The 16,532-nt window shown below is 57.6% G+C and carries 15 protein-coding genes; 11 read left to right on the forward strand and 4 right to left on the reverse strand.

The window, feature by feature from the left end; all coding sequences use genetic code 11:
• Positions 1-20 precede the first annotated feature (20 nt).
• Positions 21-2,498, reverse strand: coding sequence for an arsenate reductase (azurin) large subunit (locus AWB81_RS25880; RefSeq protein ID WP_062639389.1), 2,478 nt, complete (start codon positions 2,496-2,498; stop codon positions 21-23).
• A 16-nt stretch (positions 2,499-2,514) separates the two neighbouring features.
• A complete protein-coding gene (locus AWB81_RS25885; RefSeq protein ID WP_062639390.1) occupies positions 2,515-3,039 on the reverse strand; it encodes an arsenate reductase (azurin) small subunit in 525 nt (174 codons plus the stop codon).
• A 176-nt stretch (positions 3,040-3,215) separates the two neighbouring features.
• Here AWB81_RS25885 and AWB81_RS25890 point away from each other — a divergent pair, with 176 nt between their 5' ends.
• The 4 genes from AWB81_RS25890 (at position 3,216) to pstS (AWB81_RS25905) (ending at position 8,343) form a co-directional block, all read left to right on the forward strand.
• Positions 3,216-4,094, forward strand: a complete 879-nt coding sequence (locus tag AWB81_RS25890; RefSeq protein WP_062639391.1) for a substrate-binding domain-containing protein — start codon at positions 3,216-3,218, stop codon at positions 4,092-4,094.
• Between the two features lie 10 nt (positions 4,095-4,104).
• Positions 4,105-5,562 (forward strand): sensor histidine kinase, encoded by a 1,458-nt coding sequence (locus tag AWB81_RS25895; RefSeq protein WP_062639392.1) that lies wholly within the window; start codon positions 4,105-4,107, stop codon positions 5,560-5,562.
• Positions 5,563-5,576: 14 nt separating this feature from the next.
• Positions 5,577-6,914 carry a sigma-54-dependent transcriptional regulator gene (locus AWB81_RS25900; RefSeq protein ID WP_062639393.1) on the forward strand — a complete coding sequence of 446 codons (1,338 nt, stop codon included), beginning with the start codon at positions 5,577-5,579 and terminating at the stop codon, positions 6,912-6,914.
• 409 nt (positions 6,915-7,323) lie between these two features.
• Positions 7,324-8,343 carry a phosphate ABC transporter substrate-binding protein PstS gene (gene pstS, locus AWB81_RS25905; RefSeq protein ID WP_062639394.1) on the forward strand — a complete coding sequence of 340 codons (1,020 nt, stop codon included), beginning with the start codon at positions 7,324-7,326 and terminating at the stop codon, positions 8,341-8,343.
• A gap of 253 nt (positions 8,344-8,596) precedes the next feature.
• Here the strand turns inward: pstS (AWB81_RS25905) and arsB are convergent, their stop codons facing one another.
• Together arsB and AWB81_RS25915 are read right to left on the reverse strand one after the other, a co-directional pair.
• Entirely contained in the window at positions 8,597-9,667 is a 1,071-nt protein-coding gene (arsB, locus tag AWB81_RS25910) for an ACR3 family arsenite efflux transporter (protein ID WP_062639395.1), read from the reverse strand.
• A gap of 2 nt (positions 9,668-9,669) precedes the next feature.
• Positions 9,670-10,185 carry an arsenate reductase ArsC gene (locus tag AWB81_RS25915; protein WP_062639396.1) on the reverse strand — a complete coding sequence of 172 codons (516 nt, stop codon included), beginning with the start codon at positions 10,183-10,185 and terminating at the stop codon, positions 9,670-9,672.
• Positions 10,186-10,434: 249 nt separating this feature from the next.
• Here AWB81_RS25915 and pstS (AWB81_RS25920) point away from each other — a divergent pair, with 249 nt between their 5' ends.
• The 7 genes from pstS (AWB81_RS25920) (at position 10,435) to AWB81_RS25950 (ending at position 16,436) form a co-directional block, all read left to right on the forward strand.
• Positions 10,435-11,454, forward strand: coding sequence for a phosphate ABC transporter substrate-binding protein PstS (gene pstS, locus AWB81_RS25920; protein ID WP_062639397.1), 1,020 nt, complete (start codon positions 10,435-10,437; stop codon positions 11,452-11,454).
• 63 nt (positions 11,455-11,517) lie between these two features.
• On the forward strand, positions 11,518-12,549 hold the full coding sequence (pstC, locus tag AWB81_RS25925; RefSeq protein WP_235025918.1) for a phosphate ABC transporter permease subunit PstC: 1,032 nt from the start codon (positions 11,518-11,520) through the stop codon (positions 12,547-12,549).
• Entirely contained in the window at positions 12,549-13,406 is an 858-nt protein-coding gene (gene pstA, locus AWB81_RS25930; RefSeq protein WP_062639398.1) for a phosphate ABC transporter permease PstA, read from the forward strand. Before pstC ends, pstA begins: the two co-directional genes overlap by 1 nt.
• On the forward strand, positions 13,393-14,181 hold the full coding sequence (pstB, locus tag AWB81_RS25935) for a phosphate ABC transporter ATP-binding protein PstB (RefSeq protein WP_087135197.1): 789 nt from the start codon (positions 13,393-13,395) through the stop codon (positions 14,179-14,181). The genes pstA and pstB overlap by 14 nt, the downstream gene beginning before the upstream one ends.
• A 9-nt stretch (positions 14,182-14,190) precedes the next feature.
• Positions 14,191-14,904, forward strand: coding sequence for a phosphate signaling complex protein PhoU (gene phoU, locus AWB81_RS25940; protein ID WP_062639400.1), 714 nt, complete (start codon positions 14,191-14,193; stop codon positions 14,902-14,904).
• Between the two features lie 11 nt (positions 14,905-14,915).
• On the forward strand, positions 14,916-15,641 hold the full coding sequence (gene phoB / locus AWB81_RS25945) for a phosphate regulon transcriptional regulator PhoB (protein WP_062639401.1): 726 nt from the start codon (positions 14,916-14,918) through the stop codon (positions 15,639-15,641).
• 453 nt (positions 15,642-16,094) lie between these two features.
• On the forward strand, positions 16,095-16,436 hold the full coding sequence (locus tag AWB81_RS25950; RefSeq protein WP_062639402.1) for an ArsR/SmtB family transcription factor: 342 nt from the start codon (positions 16,095-16,097) through the stop codon (positions 16,434-16,436).
• Positions 16,437-16,532: the final 96 nt, after the last annotated feature.

Raw genomic sequence — 16,532 nt, forward strand, 5'->3', positions numbered from 1 at the left:
CAATGCCGACCGCCCTTCGCTCACGTGTAGCGGCGACTCTTGAAGCTGACCGTTTGCTTGTAATCTTCAATCGACCCGACGCGACGAAGATTCGCCCACGTGCCCTTGTAGTAGGGAATCACGTTGCGGTCCGTCCATGTGGTCGTGACATTGTCTTGGATACCATTGACGTGGCCGAACACCATGAAGGTCTGGTTATGCTTTAGTTCGGCTGCAGGGTACGCCATCGCGTATGTCGACCCAAAGTCGTTATAGACCTCAACGATGTCGCCCGCACTGACCCCGAGCTCTTGCGCATCGGCAGGGTTGAGTTCGATATACGCCATTGGGTCTCGTGCACGGACGAACTCGTTGTACTGGTCGTGATACACCGTTTGCCACACCTCATTCGTGCGGCCGTTGTTAATCCAGAACCGGTATTTCGCCTTCTGGTCGGCCACCGTCTTCGGCAAGCCAGGCCACGCTGATGGTTTGAACTGGGCCTTGCCATCCGGGGTGTCGAATTTGCCGTCCATGTACATCATTTCGGTACCAACCAACTTGCCCCCGTCCCACGCCTTGGCGGGTAATTGCACCCCGTTATTGGCCATGATGCGCAGCCGTTCGTATGTCACCAGGTTTCCGGTATCGCCGCCTTGGCTGTCTATTTTTTCCACGCCCGGTTGTCCTGCGCGACGGAACCCATCATTGAATGCATCTTCCTCAGTCTTCCAGTCGAATCCATCAAACCGAGAAGCCATCTTCGTGTTGCCATCCTTTCGATACATGTCACGCAGCGTGTTGGCGACGCGCGCGGCGATAAGGCAGTCCGGCATCGCAGTTCCGGGCGGGTCCATGAACCGCTCGGAGAGGCGCATGCGGCGCTCACCGTTCATCGACGTCAGATTCATCTCGCCCGGGTGCGTTGCGGGCAGCATGAGGTGCGCGGCCTCCTGGAGCTTTGTCGGATAGATGTTGATGTTTGTCACGAACAGCCCGCCCTTGCTGGTCGCGTCGTAAATGACGTCGACCAACTGCTCCGTGCTCGCACCACGTGCACCTTGCATCGCATCTTTCACGATTTGCGAGCGACGCAAGACTACCTCGCGCAGTCCCTGCGCGTTGTTGCTCGTCTGGAAGTTATTGCACGCCCACCACGTCATCATCCGTCCCTTGCCATGAATGAGTTCCTGGTCGATGTATATCTTTGTGTTACCGGGATATGGCGGCCTCGTGTATCCCTCCTGGTGCCCGCCCATTCGCACGCAGCCCGTGCCTCGACGACCGACATTGTGAGTGGCCAGCGCAACGTCCAGTAGCGACGACTGAATTAGATAGTTGTCGTTGCCCCAGATGATGCCCTTTTCGTAGGTATGCATCGTTCTCGGAAACTGCCCCGGCCCCTTCGGCTTATATGACCATTCCGCTGCGGTCTGAATCTTCTCAACAGGAACGCCCGTGATGTTGCTGCACTCGTCGAGTGACAGCTTGTTGGCCTGGACAGCTGCGTCAAACCCATTCGTATGGGCGGCAATGAAGTCTTTGTCAATCCATCCTTGCTGGACCACGTAGGTAAAAATCCCGTTGAACAATGCGATGTCAGTGCCCGGCTGAATGTCCAGATGCAGCACGTTGTCTTTTCCGGCTACTTGCTCGGCGACCGCGACGGTCGCCGTGCGCCGCGGGTCCACGAACACAACTTTTGTCTTCGGGAACGCCTCGCCTGGGAAGCGTTGCTTTTTCTTGTCGAGCGTCCCGCCCTGCAGGTTCGGCACCCAGTGGTTGAGGAAGTAGTTCGTCTGTGTTTCGTACGAGTTCGCGCCGATGGACCAGATGACATCGGCCAGCTCGGCGTCCTCGTACGAATTGTTCAGCTCGCCAATACCCATCTCGCGGGTCGCGTGGCACTCCGAGTTGTACGCGGGGCGGTTGTGGATGCGGACCATCGGGGTCTGCAGCGCCGTAAACATCAGCTTGCCGGAGCCCCACGTGTTCTCAAAGCCGCCACCCGCACCACCATGATCGAAGGCAGAAAAGACAATACCGCTCGGACCGTCCTTGTCCAGCACCTTCTTCATCAGGCCCGCGTAGAGCGCCATCGCCTGGTCCCAGGTCGTATCCACCCACTGGTCGCTTAGATAGATGCGCGGTTGTCTCAGCCGTTCCTGGGTGATTCCGTCCGCTGCGTACATGTACATCGCCATCTTGCCGCCGCGTGTCGAACTCAAGCCACTGTTCACGACGCAGCTCTTGTCCGGAACAATCATGATGGTGTGGCGCGAGCCGTCGCGGTCGGTGACCACGTTTTCCATGGCAGGCGTCATGATGAGGGAGAGTGGCGGCACCTGTTTGCGAAAATCAACACCAAGCGCATTCTGGTTGGAAGCGCGGCCACCTTCCTGGTCTTCCGGCCATTTGTACACGTGGTACCCGCATCCAACGATGCAGAAATGGCAGGTCATATTGGTTCGCTGGGCCGTGACCGGCGGTAGCGCAATGCGGTCCTTATCGGTAGGCATTTTCAGCTCCTCGAACTCAAAGAACGTTGGCCTGGCGGCCGTATATCAAACCTTCCACGCCGACTGCTGACACGGTGCCTGTCTTCTCGTCATACTGAAGCCGCACCCGAGGCAGATTTTCGGTGGCCTGCCCGACAATCATCTGCCCGGCCTTTTCTGCGTCGAACATGCTGAAGTGGCAGGGGCACTTGAAAACCTTCGTCGTCGGCTCATAGATGACGGGACAGCCCATGTGCGTACACATGGTGCTATAGGCGACGATGTCGCCATCGGGGCCGACGCCACCCGCAACACGGCTCCCAAGCTTGAGAGCTGTGCAGGGTGATGCAGCATCCGGATAGGAGAATGTGAGAGGGGTGTTGACCGTCATGCGTCCCACCTGTCCGACGGCCTTTTTTGGGTAAGGGAGCTTCGTCTTGCTGGTATCGACGGGATTTGCGCCCGAGGCCACGGTCGGTACCAAGGCGGAAGCAGCGGTTGCAGCAATTGAGCCACCGCCCAGCTGCAGGAATGTGCGTCGCCGGATTTTGAGTTCGGACATGGTCTCCTCCTCGCTTGAATCTTGCTCGTGTAATCGTTAGCATCGAGCTAAGGGCAAGAGGTATGCCATGCGGTCCGACGTCCGCCGAAAGGCTTGCGCCAACGGGATTTGAATTCAGCAGACCTGAAGGACGCCATTACCGTTCGGTAACGGTTCGTGATGGGGAGTGAGCCGTTATGTCACCAATTCGTAACATCCGGCGGCGGCAAGTTCTACGCTTCGCGCTAGGCCTTCCACTGCTCTCTTCCTTCAAGCTTGCGGCCGCCGGCGAAAAACCTACCGTTGCGTTCGGCACGACCGCGGTCTTCCTCGATAACGAAATCAGCCTGCTCGACCGTTGGAGCCGCGAGCTCGGAGAGGTATGCAGCGCTGATGTGAGGTTTGTGCAGCGCAATAGCTATCGCGAGATTGATGACCTGCTTGCTGAGAACCGGCTCGATGTGGCTTGGGTATGCGGGTTTCCATACGTCACCAACTCACAAACGATGCGCCTGATGGCGATACCGGACTATCAGGGCAAGCCGCTTTATCGTTCATATCTGCTTGTCCCGAGAAGCGATACGCAGACCACCCATATCACGCAGCTTCGAAATCGCGTGTTCGCATTCAGCGACCCGCAATCAAATTCCGGCTTCTTGGTCCCGACCACTGAGCTGATGCGTGCGGGTATCCGGCCGACCCGCTTTTTCAAGAAGGCCTTCTTCACGTATGCGCACAGAAAGGTCGTTGATGCAGTGACGACCGGACTTGCGGATGCGGGCGAGATTGATGGGTACGTCTACGACACTATCGGGAAGCAGTACCCGGAACGTACCCGCGACGTCCGGGTGGCGTGGCGTTCTCCCCAGTATGGCTTTCCACCGATTGTGGCGCGCCGCTCGCTCGATGACGAATCGTTTCTTCGTATCCAGAGTGCGTTGCTCGGGATGAAAGACCGTCCTGAAGGTCGGGATGTGTTGCAGCGATTGAACCTTGACGGCTTCGTGCCGAACGACGACAAGGTGTTCGACGGCATCCGCAGCCTGGTCGCGATTCTGAACTCCGGGCCAGTTTAGGGCCGCGCAGATGCTGTCCCATCTCAGCTACCGCTACAAGATTCCGCTCGCGCTGAGCGCAGTTATCCTGCTGACGGAGATACTCGTGACCTTCGCGCTCGTAAGCGTTGCGGTGTCCGATGCCAGAAATGACCTCGAAAGCAGCGCCCAGAATCTGTGCCGCGTTCTCACCCTGTCGGTTCGCGACCCGATGGTCAAGGACGACCTATGGCGTGCCTTCGAGGTAATTCGGACACCGGTGGCGGTCAGGGAACCCTCGAATCCGCTGAAGGAAATCGTTCTCTTTGATGCCAGGGCTCGCGTGTACGCGTCAACGTCTCCCCGAAAGGAACCCGTCCAGCGGCCGGTCGCCGAGCTTCCTGCCCAGTTCGGTACGGTCATCGCCCATTTGGCCGGCTCCGGCGAGCCCTTCTTTTTCGACTTCCCGGGATTGCTCGCCAGCCGCGATGTCACCGCCGGCATGCCGGTGAATTCCGACGACGGGAGCCGCCTTGGCTATGTGGTGCTGGTCTATGACGCCAATACCTTCTACGGCCGCGTTCGGTCGACGCTGCTCAAGCTCGCCGTAGCCACGGTGCCCGCTTTATTGCTACTGATACCGTTAGGCTGGGTGTGGGGCGACCGGATGGCAAAACCGCTCCTTCGCCTTACCGACGCCATGGGACGAATTGGAAAGGAGCACCCTGAAAAAGTTGGTGCGGGTATTACTGCGCAGGGGAACGACGAAATAGGTCAGCTGGAACAGCAGTTCCGGGCGATGCTCGCGGAACTGGCGCAAAAACAGGACCTAGAGCGCGAAGTTGTCGTCTCCGAGAGACTTGCGGCCGTAGGCCAGGTCGCAGCCGGCATCGCGCACGAAATCAACAATCCACTGGGCGGCATGCTGAACGCAATCGACACGCTCAACACTCACGGTGAGCCTGACGCTCAAACAAAAAAGACGTTGGGGTTGCTCGAACGCGGCCTCGGCCAAATCCGTGCGACCGTCGGCGCGTTGCTGTTTGAGGCGCGGCTGGATTCACCGGCGATGAGTCTGTCGGACTGGCAGGATTTGAAACTGTTGATAGCGCCTCAGATACAGGCGAAGCAGGCGACGTTTCATTGGGACATTGAGCTGGACGAGGCGATAGCACTACCCGCACACCTCGTGCGCCAGCTTGTGCTCAACCTGCTGCTGAACGCCGCGAAGGCGGTGGAAGTTGGCGGACGCGTTGACTGCCTGGTTGCAGCCAACGGAATTGGACTGCAAATAACGGTATCGAACACCGGTCAGCACATATCGGGCGTTGCGATGGAGCATCTGTTTGAGCCCTTCGGGTCGGTTGCTATGGCTGAGGGGCGGCGGTCGTATGGCCTCGGATTGTGGGTGAGTTATCAAATCGTAACGCAGCTTGGTGGCACAATTTCAGTGGATAGCGCACCGGGGCGGACGTACTTCGCCGTGCTGTTGCCGCTTTCTTCTCCGTGAAACAGGAGAGCATCATGTCGACCACGCTTATCTGTGTTGTCGAAGACGACCCCATCATGGGAGAGTCCCTGGCTGACCGCTTCCGTCTGGAGGGATTCGACGTGGACTGGCATACGGATGGCGAATCCGCGTTGGGCGCTCTGCAGAATCGCCCGTATCAGGCCGTCATCAGCGATATCCGGCTGCCTGACATTTCAGGCGAGGACCTGTTCTCACGGTCGATGGCCACACACACGTCAGTGCCGCCATTTGTTTTCATCACGGCCTACGCATCGGTCGATACGGCAGTTGCTCTCCTCAAAAGCGGCGCAGCAGACTACATCACGAAGCCGTTCGACATTGGCGCGCTGGTCGACAAGGTCAGACTTCTCACAGGGACGGGCATACCCGACCGCGCCATGCCCGCGCAGAGCGAGCTAGGTGTGTCCGAAGCGATGCGGCGCCTCGCCGAACTTGTGCCGAGAGTCGCAGGCCGAGCCAAATCGATTCTGATTACCGGCGAATCAGGTGTCGGCAAGGAAGTGCTCGCGCGGTTCATTCATCGACATGCGCCTGGCGACGCATTTCCGTTTGTGGCAGTCAACTGTGGTGCCGTTCCGGAGACGCTTCTCGAATCCGAATTTTTCGGCCACGAGAGGGGAGCCTTCACTGGTGCGGACCGGCAGAAGAAAGGGTACTTCGAGCAGGCCGAGGGTGGCACGCTCTTTCTCGATGAGATAGGCGACTTGCCTCTGTCGATGCAAGTGAAGTTGCTGCGGGCGCTGCAGGAGCGACGCGTCACGAGAGTCGGCGGTGAGAGAGGGTTCGAATCCACCTTTTGGCTGGTCTGCGCGACGAATCGGGACCTCGGGGAACTGGTCCGGGTCCGGAAATTTCGGGAGGACCTCTTTTATCGCATCAACATCCTCCAGCTACGGATGCCTGCACTTCGCGACAGGCCCGACGATGTCCTATGGCTTGCTCACCGCTTCGTACGCGATATCGCCAGCCGGCTTGGTGAACCCACGAAACTGTTTCATCCGTCTGCCGAAGCGCGACTCGCGACCTACGGCTGGCCCGGAAACGTCCGGGAACTGCAAAATCGCCTTGAGCGTGCATGCATCGTGTGCTCCCGCAATATGCTTTTCTCGTCCGACATTTTTGAAGAAGATGGTTCTCAGGCTGCGGCAGAGCCGGACGTGGACGTGCCACTCGACGGCTACATGGCCGCATGCGAGAGCGCCTTCATTCGCGCGGCACTGCTGCAGCACCAAGGACACATATCTGAGACCGCGCACGCGTTAGGCATTTCCAGGAAGAGCTTGTGGGAAAAGATGCGAAAGCATGCGATTGCGGCTGAACCGCTGCATTGAATTTCCTTCGAAGTTGGTCGACGCGCAACAGATAAAGTCTCAGGGTAAGGAGGCGTTACTTGAGACCTTGCCATTCGTGCGCTTAGAAGAACAGGGTGACAGGCGCCGGGGAGGCCCACATACGCTACGCGGAGAACTAGGCGTCACGCTGGGTCCGTAGCCTAATGGGGTCGGTGGAGGCGCACGGCACCGGTGACGCCAATGTTCATTCCGACATCGCGATATATGCGACGGCATGTTCAACCGTGGCGAGATGCAAACGCAGAACGCTCCGCGCGAGAGCAAAGCCGCGCTATCTGATGTCGTGTGCATTCTATCGATGGAGCCTCTCGAACCGTATTCTTTTATAACAATATCATCAACACATCTAGTATTATCGAAGTAACGGTTCTTTAGTGAGGATGACGCGATGAGCAATCAGCTCGAGCAATGCCTGGCGGGTGCTGTCGTGGCTGTAACTTTTGCGTCCACTGCCTACGCGGCGGATATCACGGGGGCCGGTTCTACGTTCGTGTATCCCATCCTCTGGAAATGGGCTGCGGACTACAACCATGCGTCGGGCAACAAGGTCAACTACGAGTCCATTGGTTCCGGCGCCGGTATCGCGCAAATCAAGGCGGCCAAAGTAGATTTCGGCGCGACCGACAAGCCAATTTCCAGTAAAGACCTGAAAGACAAAGCACTTGGGCAGTTCCCCACCGTCATCGGCGGGGTCGTGCCAGTCGTTAATATCGACGGAGTTATGCCGGGCAATATTCGTTTCACTGGGCCGCTTCTTGCCGACATCTTTCTGGGAAAAATCAGGACGTGGAGCGACCCGGCCATCAGCAAAATCAATCCGGGTTTGAAGCTACCGAACGCGGATATCACGGTGGTGCATCGCTCGGATGGTTCGGGTACGACATTCAATTGGGTTAACTACCTCTCGAAGGTCAGCCCGGAATGGAAGGGCAAAGTCGGCGAAGGCATCTCTGTCGCATGGCCGGTTGGTGTAGGTGGAAGCGGCAATGAAGGTGTCGCCACTTATGTGACCCACGTCAAGAATTCCATCGGTTTTGTCGAGTACGCGTATGCCCTGCAGAATAAAATGACGTACGGCTCCATACAGAACAAGTCTGGCAACTTCGTTGCACCGAGCGGAAAGTCATTCCAGGCGGCCGCCGCGACCGCTGACTGGGAAAAGGCGCAAGACTTTGACCTCGTCATGACCGATGCAACCGGGCCGGAAGCTTATCCGGTAACTGCCGCGACCTTTGTCGTCATGTACAAGCAGCCAAAAAACGCCGCGCAATCGAAGGCAACCATCGATTTCTTCAAGTGGGCACTGGAAAAGGGTCAACAGCAGGCTCAGTCGCTTGGCTACGTCCCGTTGCCGGATTCGCTCGTCAAACAAATCGAGGCTTATTGGTCATCCAACTTCAAGTTCTGAAATTCCGGGGGAATCAATTAACAAAAACGAGCGGCATTCGCTACGCAGCGTCACGAAAGCGCCGGTCGATCAGTATGTGTCGCTGCGAAACGTCAAACGGGCCTCCCGTACTCCGAGAGGCCCGTCATTGTGATGAGCAACTGCCCAATAGTGCGGTCGGGCCGTCATCGCTTCCTAGACATTGGCGCTCAGGCAAGCACAAACAAAGTGACGTCGATGGCTCGCACCCTTGAGCGACGCCAGCTAACCAGTGTCACGACGTACGTTCGTACCAGCGACGCGAGGAGTTGACTACCTTGACGACAGCGAGCATCAACGGCACTTCAATGAGTACACCGACGACAGTCGCCAACGCTGCGCCGGATTTCAGACCGAAAAGGCTAATTGCTGTCGCGACTGCCAACTCGAAAAAGTTGGACGCCCCAATCAAGCAGGACGGCGCCGCCACCTCGTGCGATACGCCTAACCGCCGATTCGCGAGATACGCGAGCGAAGCGTTCACTACCACCTGAATTAGGATGGGCACTGCAAGCAGCAAAATAATCATCGGCTGCGCAATAATCTGTTCGCCTTGAAACCCGAAGAGTAAGACGAGAGTCAGCAGGAGGGCCGCAATCGAAAACGGTCCAATCTTCGCAAGCGCCCGCTGGAACGCTTGCTCGCCGTTGCGGAGCAGGACCTTTCGAAGTATCTGGGCAATGATGACCGGGATGACGATGTACAAGACCACGGACGTCAGTAGCGTATCCCACGGCACGGCGATGTTAGAAATGCCGAGGAGGAGACCGACTACCGGCGCGAAGGCGAACACCATAATCAGGTCATTCAGCGCGACCTGCGACAGCGTGAAGTACGGGTCACCTCTCGTCAGTTGGCTCCATACGAAGACCATGGCGGTACACGGGGCGGCCGCGAGCAGAATCAGGCCAGCGACGTAACTGTCCAGCTGGTCAGCGGGCAGCAAGGGGGCGAACGCATGCCGGATAAATACCCATGCGAGAAACGCCATGGTGAACGGCTTCACCGCCCAATTGATGAAGAGCGTGACCCCGATGCCTTTCCACTGGCTGCCCACTTTGCTGAGGGACGCGAAGTCAATGCGCAACAGCATGGGGATAATCATCACCCAGATGAGGACGCCGACAGGCAGGTTCACATGCGCGAATTCCAGCGCCGCTATCGACTGGACAGCGCTAGGCATCGCTTTACCCAAAAGGATGCCGACTACGATACAGAGCGCTACCCAAATCGACAGATAGCGCTCGAAGAAGCCGATGCGAGCTGGTTTCGCCTCGCATGCGGCCGCTGATTGAAAATCAGCCATACTCACTCCCCTTTGGCGCTAAGCGTAGTGCCGATGCTTTGAATCTGTTCCTGTGCGCCGAGCCGGTCGAGCTTCCCGAAAGGGAGATTTACGAACAGCTCGATGCGCTTGCGCAACTGCACGAAGGTCGCAAGAAACGCCTTGCGCTTTTCTTCATCTCCACCCTGAACAACGGACGGGTCGGGAACGCCCCAGTGCGCCTTGGCCGGATGACCGGGCCAAATCGGGCACACCTCACCAGCCGCGTTGTCGCAAACGGTGAAGATGAAATCAATCTCGGGCGCCCCGTCGACAGCGAATTCATCCCAGCTTTTGCTTCGCAACCCATCGACATTGATGCCACGAGACCGAAGCAAATCAATTGCGAACGGGTTTGGCTGCGTGCCCGGATAGCTACCGGCGCTGTAAGCCGTAAAGCGGTCGCCGGCCAAGTCATTCAAGATGCCCTCAGCCAAGATTGACCTGGCTGAGTTATGGGTGCACAGAAAAAGTACGTTGTGTTTTCCGTTGTCTGCCATGAATTTTCCAGGATGCATGAAGCCGCGCAAGCGGCGATATATCAACATCTCCAATATAGTGGAAATGACGTGTCTTGGCAATGCCGCGGGAGCAACGATGCCTTATCCCGCGGGCGCGCGGCGCGATGTCACGAAAAATTCATCCGCGTCTGGCTTGTCACATCACTGTCACGAACTATACTCAAAATCCCGACAGTCGTAACGTATCTAGATTTATCGAGATATATGGAACCACTGAGGAATACCGATATGAAGAAGTCGTTCGTACATTGTTTGGCCGGCGCCGCGTTCGTGGTCTCCTTTGCTTTCGCCGCTCACGCTGCAGAAATTACGGGGGCTGGCTCGACTTTCGTGTATCCAATATTGTCGAAATGGTCTTCCGACTACAACCAATCGACCGGCAACAAGGTGAACTATCAGTCCATCGGGTCGGGTGGCGGCATCGCACAAATCAAGGCCGCAACCGTAGATTTTGGCGCGAGCGACATGCCAATGTCCGTCGACGACCTGAAGGCAAAGGAATTGGGGCAGTTTCCGTCGGTTATTGGTGGCGTTGTGCCGGTTGTGAATATCGAAGGAGTTGCACCGGGGAAGCTTCGATTTACAGGTCCGCTCCTAGCGGAAATTTATCAAGGCAAGGTTACGAAGTGGAATGACCCCGCCATCGCGAAAATTAACCCTGGCCTGAAGCTTCCAGAGGCAAATATTACGGTCGTTCACCGGTCGGACGGCTCGGGGACCACCTTCAACTGGGTCAACTATCTCTCGAAAGTCAGTCCGGAATGGAAGAGCAAGGTGGGTGAAGGTACTTCAGTTGCTTGGCCGACGGGCGTCGGCGGAAAGGGTAATGAGGGCGTCGCCGCCTACGTCAACCGCTTGAAAAACTCTATTGGTTACGTCGAGTACGCCTATGTCCTCCAGAACAAAATGAACTACGCCTCGGTCCAGAACAAGGCGGGGAACTTCATCGAGCCCAGTGCAAAATCATTCCAGGCCGCAGCGGCGACAGCGGACTGGGCAAACGCCAAGGATTTCAACTTGGTGATGACTGATGCCGGTGGCGCGGAAGCTTATCCCATCACCGCGACGGTCTTCATCATTATGTACAAGCAGCCCAAGAACGCGGCGCAGTCAAAGGCCACGTTGGACTTCTTCAAGTGGGCATTGGAAAAGGGCCAGCCGCAAGCGCAATCTCTCGACTACGTCCCATTGCCGGAGCACCTCGTCAAGCAGGTCGAGTCGTACTGGTCGACGAACTTCAAGTTCTGACACTATCGCAACCATGGCGACCTCGAGCCAGTCGCTCGGCGTCGCCAAGTTCAGGGAAAGTTCATGCGTCCCACTGCGGAAGAACTTGCGGAAAACGCACCGAGCGAACGCCGTAAGGGCATGATGCTTGGAACGGAGTTGACGTTTCGCGCACGCAAGCGAAGACTACCGGACGAACTCGCTGACCGGTTGTTCTGGCTTGCCGCAGCGTCAGCGGCCGTGGCCGTGCTAGTGATACTTTCCGGCGCCGCGCTCTCCATGCTGTGGGGCGGGCGCCTTGCATTCGAAACGTTCGGCTGGAAATTCTTCACGAGCGCCGATTGGGATGCGGTGGCGCATAAGTTTGGCGCGCTTATTCCGATTTACGGCACGTTGGTCAGTTCGTTTCTCGCATTGCTCGTCGCGGTGCCGATAAGTTTCGGCATTGCAATGTTCCTCACTGAGATTGCTCCTGGCTGGATGAAGGTCCCCGTCGGCACGGCCATCGAATTGCTCGCCGCGATTCCAAGCATCATTTATGGGATGTGGGGCTTGTTCGTGTTCGCGCCAGTACTGGCCGACTATGTTGAACCGTGGCTCATCGATAAGCTCGGCAATGCGTGGCTAATTGGTCCACTGTTTTCCGGTGCGCCTATTGGGCTTGGGATGTTGCCGGCGGGCCTTATCCTCGGCATCATGATTATTCCCTTCATCACCGCCGTGATGCGCGATGTGTTTGACGCAACGCCGCAGATGCTGAAAGAGTCGGCGTTCGCGCTCGGCGCGACACGTTGGGAGGTCATCCGCAAAGTAGTACTTCCGTACACGCGCTCGGCCGTTGTCGGCGCCATCTTCCTCGGGTTGGAACGGGCACTGGGAGAAACGATGGCGGTGACCTTCGTGCTCGGTAACGCGCACGAGCTCAGTGTCTCCCTACTTGCTCCCGGCAATTCCATCGCGGCAACCCTCGCCAACGAATTCACCGAGGCAGATTCTCCAATGTATCTCTCGTCCCTCATTGCGCTGGGCTTCGTGCTCTTCATCGTGACGTTCATCGTGCTTGCACTCGCGAAACTGCTGCTGTTGAGACTTAATCGCATGGAAGGAGCAAAGTAATGGAAGGCTTCGACATGGCGAAGTTTCGCCGTCGCCGAATTACTAACAACATCGTATTCGTGCTGTCGGTGCTGGCAACACTCTTTGGTTTGTTCTGGTTAATTTGGATTTTGATAACGACCGTCATAAACGGCTTTGCGGCGCTCGGCCCGAGTCTGTTCACCCAGATGACGCCGCCGCCGGGGCAGCAAGGCGGGCTGCTGAATGCGCTGTACGGCAGCTTCCTGATGCTGGGGATTGCCAGCGCCATTGGAGTGCCGATTGGCCTTCTGGCGGGGACCTACCTCGCCGAGTATGCGCGGAGCACGAAGCTCGGTTCGGTCATCCGCTTCGTCAACGACATTCTGCTGAGCGCACCATCGATTGTCATCGGACTGTTCACCTACGAACTCATCGTCCGTCAGGTGGGGCATTTCTCGGGCTGGGCCGGGGCTGTGGCGCTGGCCATCATCATGTTGCCGGTCGTCATCCGGACCACCGACGAGATGCTTCAACTCATCCCCGATAGCATGCGCGAAGCGGCCCTCTCGCTTGGCATACCACGCTGGAAAATCAATTTCCGCATTCTACTGAAGGCCGGTAGCGCCGGAATCGTGACAGGCGCCCTGCTTGCAATCGCGCGTATCAGTGGGGAAACCGCACCGCTTCTCTTCACGGCGCTAAACAACCAGTATTGGTCGAGCACCCCGAACGGACCGCTAGCAAACATCCCCGTCGTCATTTTCCAGTTTGCGATGAGCCCGTATGAAGCGTGGCACTCGCTCGCTTGGGCAGGAGCTTTCCTGATGACCGTCTTTGTGCTCGCCCTGGCAATCCTGTCCCGCACCTTCTTCAAGCGCGCTCATGCCTCCCGTTAAGATGCCATCTGCTCGGTCGACCAAAGCGCGCATCAGTGTGCGCGGACTCAACTTTCATTACGGCCGCCGGCAAGCTCTGTACGACGTCAACGCCGATTTCCCGGACCGCGAGGTAACTGCGATTATCGGGGCGTCCGGCTGCGGAAAGTCGACGCTGCTGCGAGTCATGAATCGGATGTATTCGATATACCCGGACCAGAACGCAACCGGCACCGTCGAACTCGACGGCCAGAATATCCTGGACCCGCACTTCAAGCTGAACCAACTTCGACAGAAAGTTGGCATGGTGTTTCAGAAGCCGACCCCGTTCACGATGTCGATTTACGACAACATTGCGCTGGCCATCACACATCACGAGGCACTCACGCGGAGCGAACTGGACGAGCGGGTCGAATTCGCCTTGCGTCAGGCGGCGCTCTGGGACGAAGTCAAGGACAAGCTGCAGCAGAGCGCGCTTGCGCTGTCGGGCGGCCAGCAGCAGCGCCTGTGCATTGCTCGCGCGCTGGCCATTGACCCTGAGGTATTGTTGCTGGACGAACCGACCTCTGCGTTAGACCCAGTGGCTACAGGCAAGATTGAGGAACTACTGGATACGTTGCGCCAGCATTACACGGTGGTCATCGTCACCCACAACATGCAGCAGGCGGCTCGCGTCTCGGAGAACACAGCCTTCATGCACTTGGGCAAACTCGTCGAGTTTGGCTCCACCGAACGCATTTTTTCGAAGCCGACACAAAAGGCGACCGAGGATTACGTCACAGGCCGCTTCGGCTAGGGAGTGGCGATGCCGGACAAACATCTCTCCAGTCAGTTTGATGCCGACCTCAGTCTTCTTTCATCGAAGCTGCTTGAGATGGGCGGACTTGTCGAATCTCAGATTGCGCATGCGATGCAGGCGCTCAGCACGTTCGATTTGGCACTTGTTCAGCAAGTTGTCGAGGACGAACATCGTCTCAATGCCATGGAAATCGCTATCGACGAGGAACTGCATAACGTCATAGCTCGCCGACAGCCCGCCGCCCGCGACCTCCGGCTACTGATGGCCACCTCGAAGTGCGTAACCAACCTAGAGCGCGCCGGCGACGAGGCGCGGAAAATTGCGAAGCGGTCGCGCCGGATTTCCGCCGACAGTGCCGCGCGAGCCATCGATATTGCAGAGCTTAGGGTCTCTGGAGACATGGCTATGCATATCCTCCGCCGGGCACTCGATGCATTCGCTCGGCTGGACACCGTTTCCGCAGCGCAGATTATTCGTGATGACGAGGCCATCGATGAGCAGTTTCGCGCATTTGTGAGAAAGCTAGTGACCTACATGATGGAAGACCCACGGACCATCTCGGTCGGGCTTGACTACCTGTTCGTCGCCAAGGCTATCGAGCGAATCGGCGACCATGCGACGAATATCGCCGAATTTATCGTCTATGTCGTTAGAGGAACCGATGTCCGTCATCTATCGCGTGAGCAACTTGAGCGCGCGGCCCTGGACAGTGAAGAATAGAAGGAGACGCAATGCCCGCTAGCATTCTGATAGTGGAAGACGAGCCTGCGATTGCCGAACTACTGGCCGTCAACATAAAACACGCCGGCTACTACCCGCTGCAGGCTCGAGATGTCGACGGCGCCAACTCACTGGTGTCGGAGGTGCTTCCCGACCTCATCGTGCTGGACTGGATGCTCCCGGGCGAATCTGGTCTAGCCTTTCTCCGTCGGCTACGGGCGGATACAAGGACGAAGGAAGTACCCGTCATCATGCTGACAGCGCGCACGGAAGAACGGGACTTGGTAGACGGACTTGAGGCCGGAGCTGACGACTACATGGCGAAGCCTTTCTCGCCAAAGGAACTGGTCGCTCGCATTAAGGCAGTCTTGCGCCGACGGCTCCCTCAGCTTACGAACGACGCCGTCAACATTAACGGCTTGACGCTCGACCCATCAACACGGCGGGTACATGCGCAGGTAGTGGGTGTTGAGCAACCCGTACATCTCGGCCCGACTGAGTTCAAGCTTTTGCACTTTTTCCTGACACATCCGGAACGGGTTCACACTCGCTCGTTCGTTTTGGACCAGGTATGGGGCGACCATGTCTTCATCGAGGAGCGAACGGTCGACGTTCACATCAAAAGGCTTCGGTCGGCATTACGGACAGTGGGCTATGAGGCCATCATCGAAACGGTGCGCGGGAGCGGATACATGCTTTCGCGAGTCCCCCTAGCGCAGGCCATACAGACTGCGTGAAAGTTGCCAAGAAGTGGGCGTCTAATTATGAAGGCGGTAAAACATCACAAAGGCGCCGCGTCAGAGCGCGCGCCTGTTGAGAAAAGAGGCGTAGGCGTCGACGGTGCGTCTAGTTCCTCGAGTGGCATGTATTCATTTCTCTGGGGACCGCTCCGACTCGCGCTTGGGATTCTGCAGATGGTATTCGCCGGGGCGGCATTGGTCAGCCTGTGCCTTACGGGGCTGTCACACGCGACGCTTGACTGCGCCGCAATTGGAGGCGTCGCGACGCTGCTGAGTCGAGTCTTGTTCCACCGCCGCCGTCGAAAGTGTTGAGGAACGGTGTGCCGAACCGCCGGCCGCCGGCTTTAGATTACACGATGCCGTAGAAATGACAGCCGGAAAAAAACTGTGTCGTGCCGTTGTCATCTCAATAGCGTTAGAATTGTCGCTAATCTCGACGACCTGCGCGATATGAAGGAAAAAGACGCCATCAAAGCCTTGTCCGCGTTGGCCCAGCCTACGCGTCTCGGTATTTTTCGCCTGCTCGTAACGGCTGGCCCAGACGGGCTTAGCGTGGGCATCATTCAGGAACAACTCGAACTTGCCAGCGCGACGCTGTCGTTCCACCTAAAGGAATTGACGCACGCGGGCCTGGTCTCCTCACGCCAGGAAGGCCGGTTTGTGTACTACGCGCCCGAAATCGAGCAAATGAACGAGTTGGTAGGGTTTCTAACCGAGAATTGTTGCCAGGGCGTGGATTCGGACGCGTGCAAACCGCGAAAGAAGGTGAAGTGCAAGCCAGTGACGGCCTGAACAGCATGAGGTCCCAGCGCCCATGGGGTGCGGCGCCCAGAAGCGGCGACGCAGCGGAACAGGTGCAATCCACTCGGCAGGATATACAGAACAGCG

Source organism: Caballeronia arationis (genome assembly GCF_001544975.2).
In the GTDB taxonomy this organism is placed as follows: Bacteria; Pseudomonadota; Gammaproteobacteria; order Burkholderiales; family Burkholderiaceae; genus Caballeronia; species Caballeronia arationis.

Bases quoted from the DNA above. Each gene is read 5' to 3' on its own strand.
- AWB81_RS25880 (WP_062639389.1), bottom strand. From the start codon at position 2,498: ATGCCTACCGATAAGGACCGCATTGCGCTACCGCCGGTCACGGCCCAG.
- phoU (WP_062639400.1), top strand. From the start codon at position 14,191: ATGCCGGACAAACATCTCTCCAGTCAGTTTGATGCCGACCTCAGTCTT.
- AWB81_RS25895 (WP_062639392.1), top strand. From the start codon at position 4,105: ATGCTGTCCCATCTCAGCTACCGCTACAAGATTCCGCTCGCGCTGAGC.
- AWB81_RS25915 (WP_062639396.1), bottom strand. From the start codon at position 10,185: ATGGCAGACAACGGAAAACACAACGTACTTTTTCTGTGCACCCATAAC.
- pstS (WP_062639394.1), top strand. From the start codon at position 7,324: ATGAGCAATCAGCTCGAGCAATGCCTGGCGGGTGCTGTCGTGGCTGTA.
- AWB81_RS25885 (WP_062639390.1), bottom strand. From the start codon at position 3,039: ATGTCCGAACTCAAAATCCGGCGACGCACATTCCTGCAGCTGGGCGGT.
- pstA (WP_062639398.1), top strand. From the start codon at position 12,549: ATGGAAGGCTTCGACATGGCGAAGTTTCGCCGTCGCCGAATTACTAAC.
- phoB (WP_062639401.1), top strand. From the start codon at position 14,916: ATGCCCGCTAGCATTCTGATAGTGGAAGACGAGCCTGCGATTGCCGAA.
- pstB (WP_087135197.1), top strand. From the start codon at position 13,393: ATGCCTCCCGTTAAGATGCCATCTGCTCGGTCGACCAAAGCGCGCATC.
- AWB81_RS25950 (WP_062639402.1), top strand. From the start codon at position 16,095: ATGAAGGAAAAAGACGCCATCAAAGCCTTGTCCGCGTTGGCCCAGCCT.
- AWB81_RS25890 (WP_062639391.1), top strand. From the start codon at position 3,216: ATGTCACCAATTCGTAACATCCGGCGGCGGCAAGTTCTACGCTTCGCG.
- pstC (WP_235025918.1), top strand. From the start codon at position 11,518: ATGCGTCCCACTGCGGAAGAACTTGCGGAAAACGCACCGAGCGAACGC.
- AWB81_RS25900 (WP_062639393.1), top strand. From the start codon at position 5,577: ATGTCGACCACGCTTATCTGTGTTGTCGAAGACGACCCCATCATGGGA.
- arsB (WP_062639395.1), bottom strand. From the start codon at position 9,667: ATGGCTGATTTTCAATCAGCGGCCGCATGCGAGGCGAAACCAGCTCGC.
- pstS (WP_062639397.1), top strand. From the start codon at position 10,435: ATGAAGAAGTCGTTCGTACATTGTTTGGCCGGCGCCGCGTTCGTGGTC.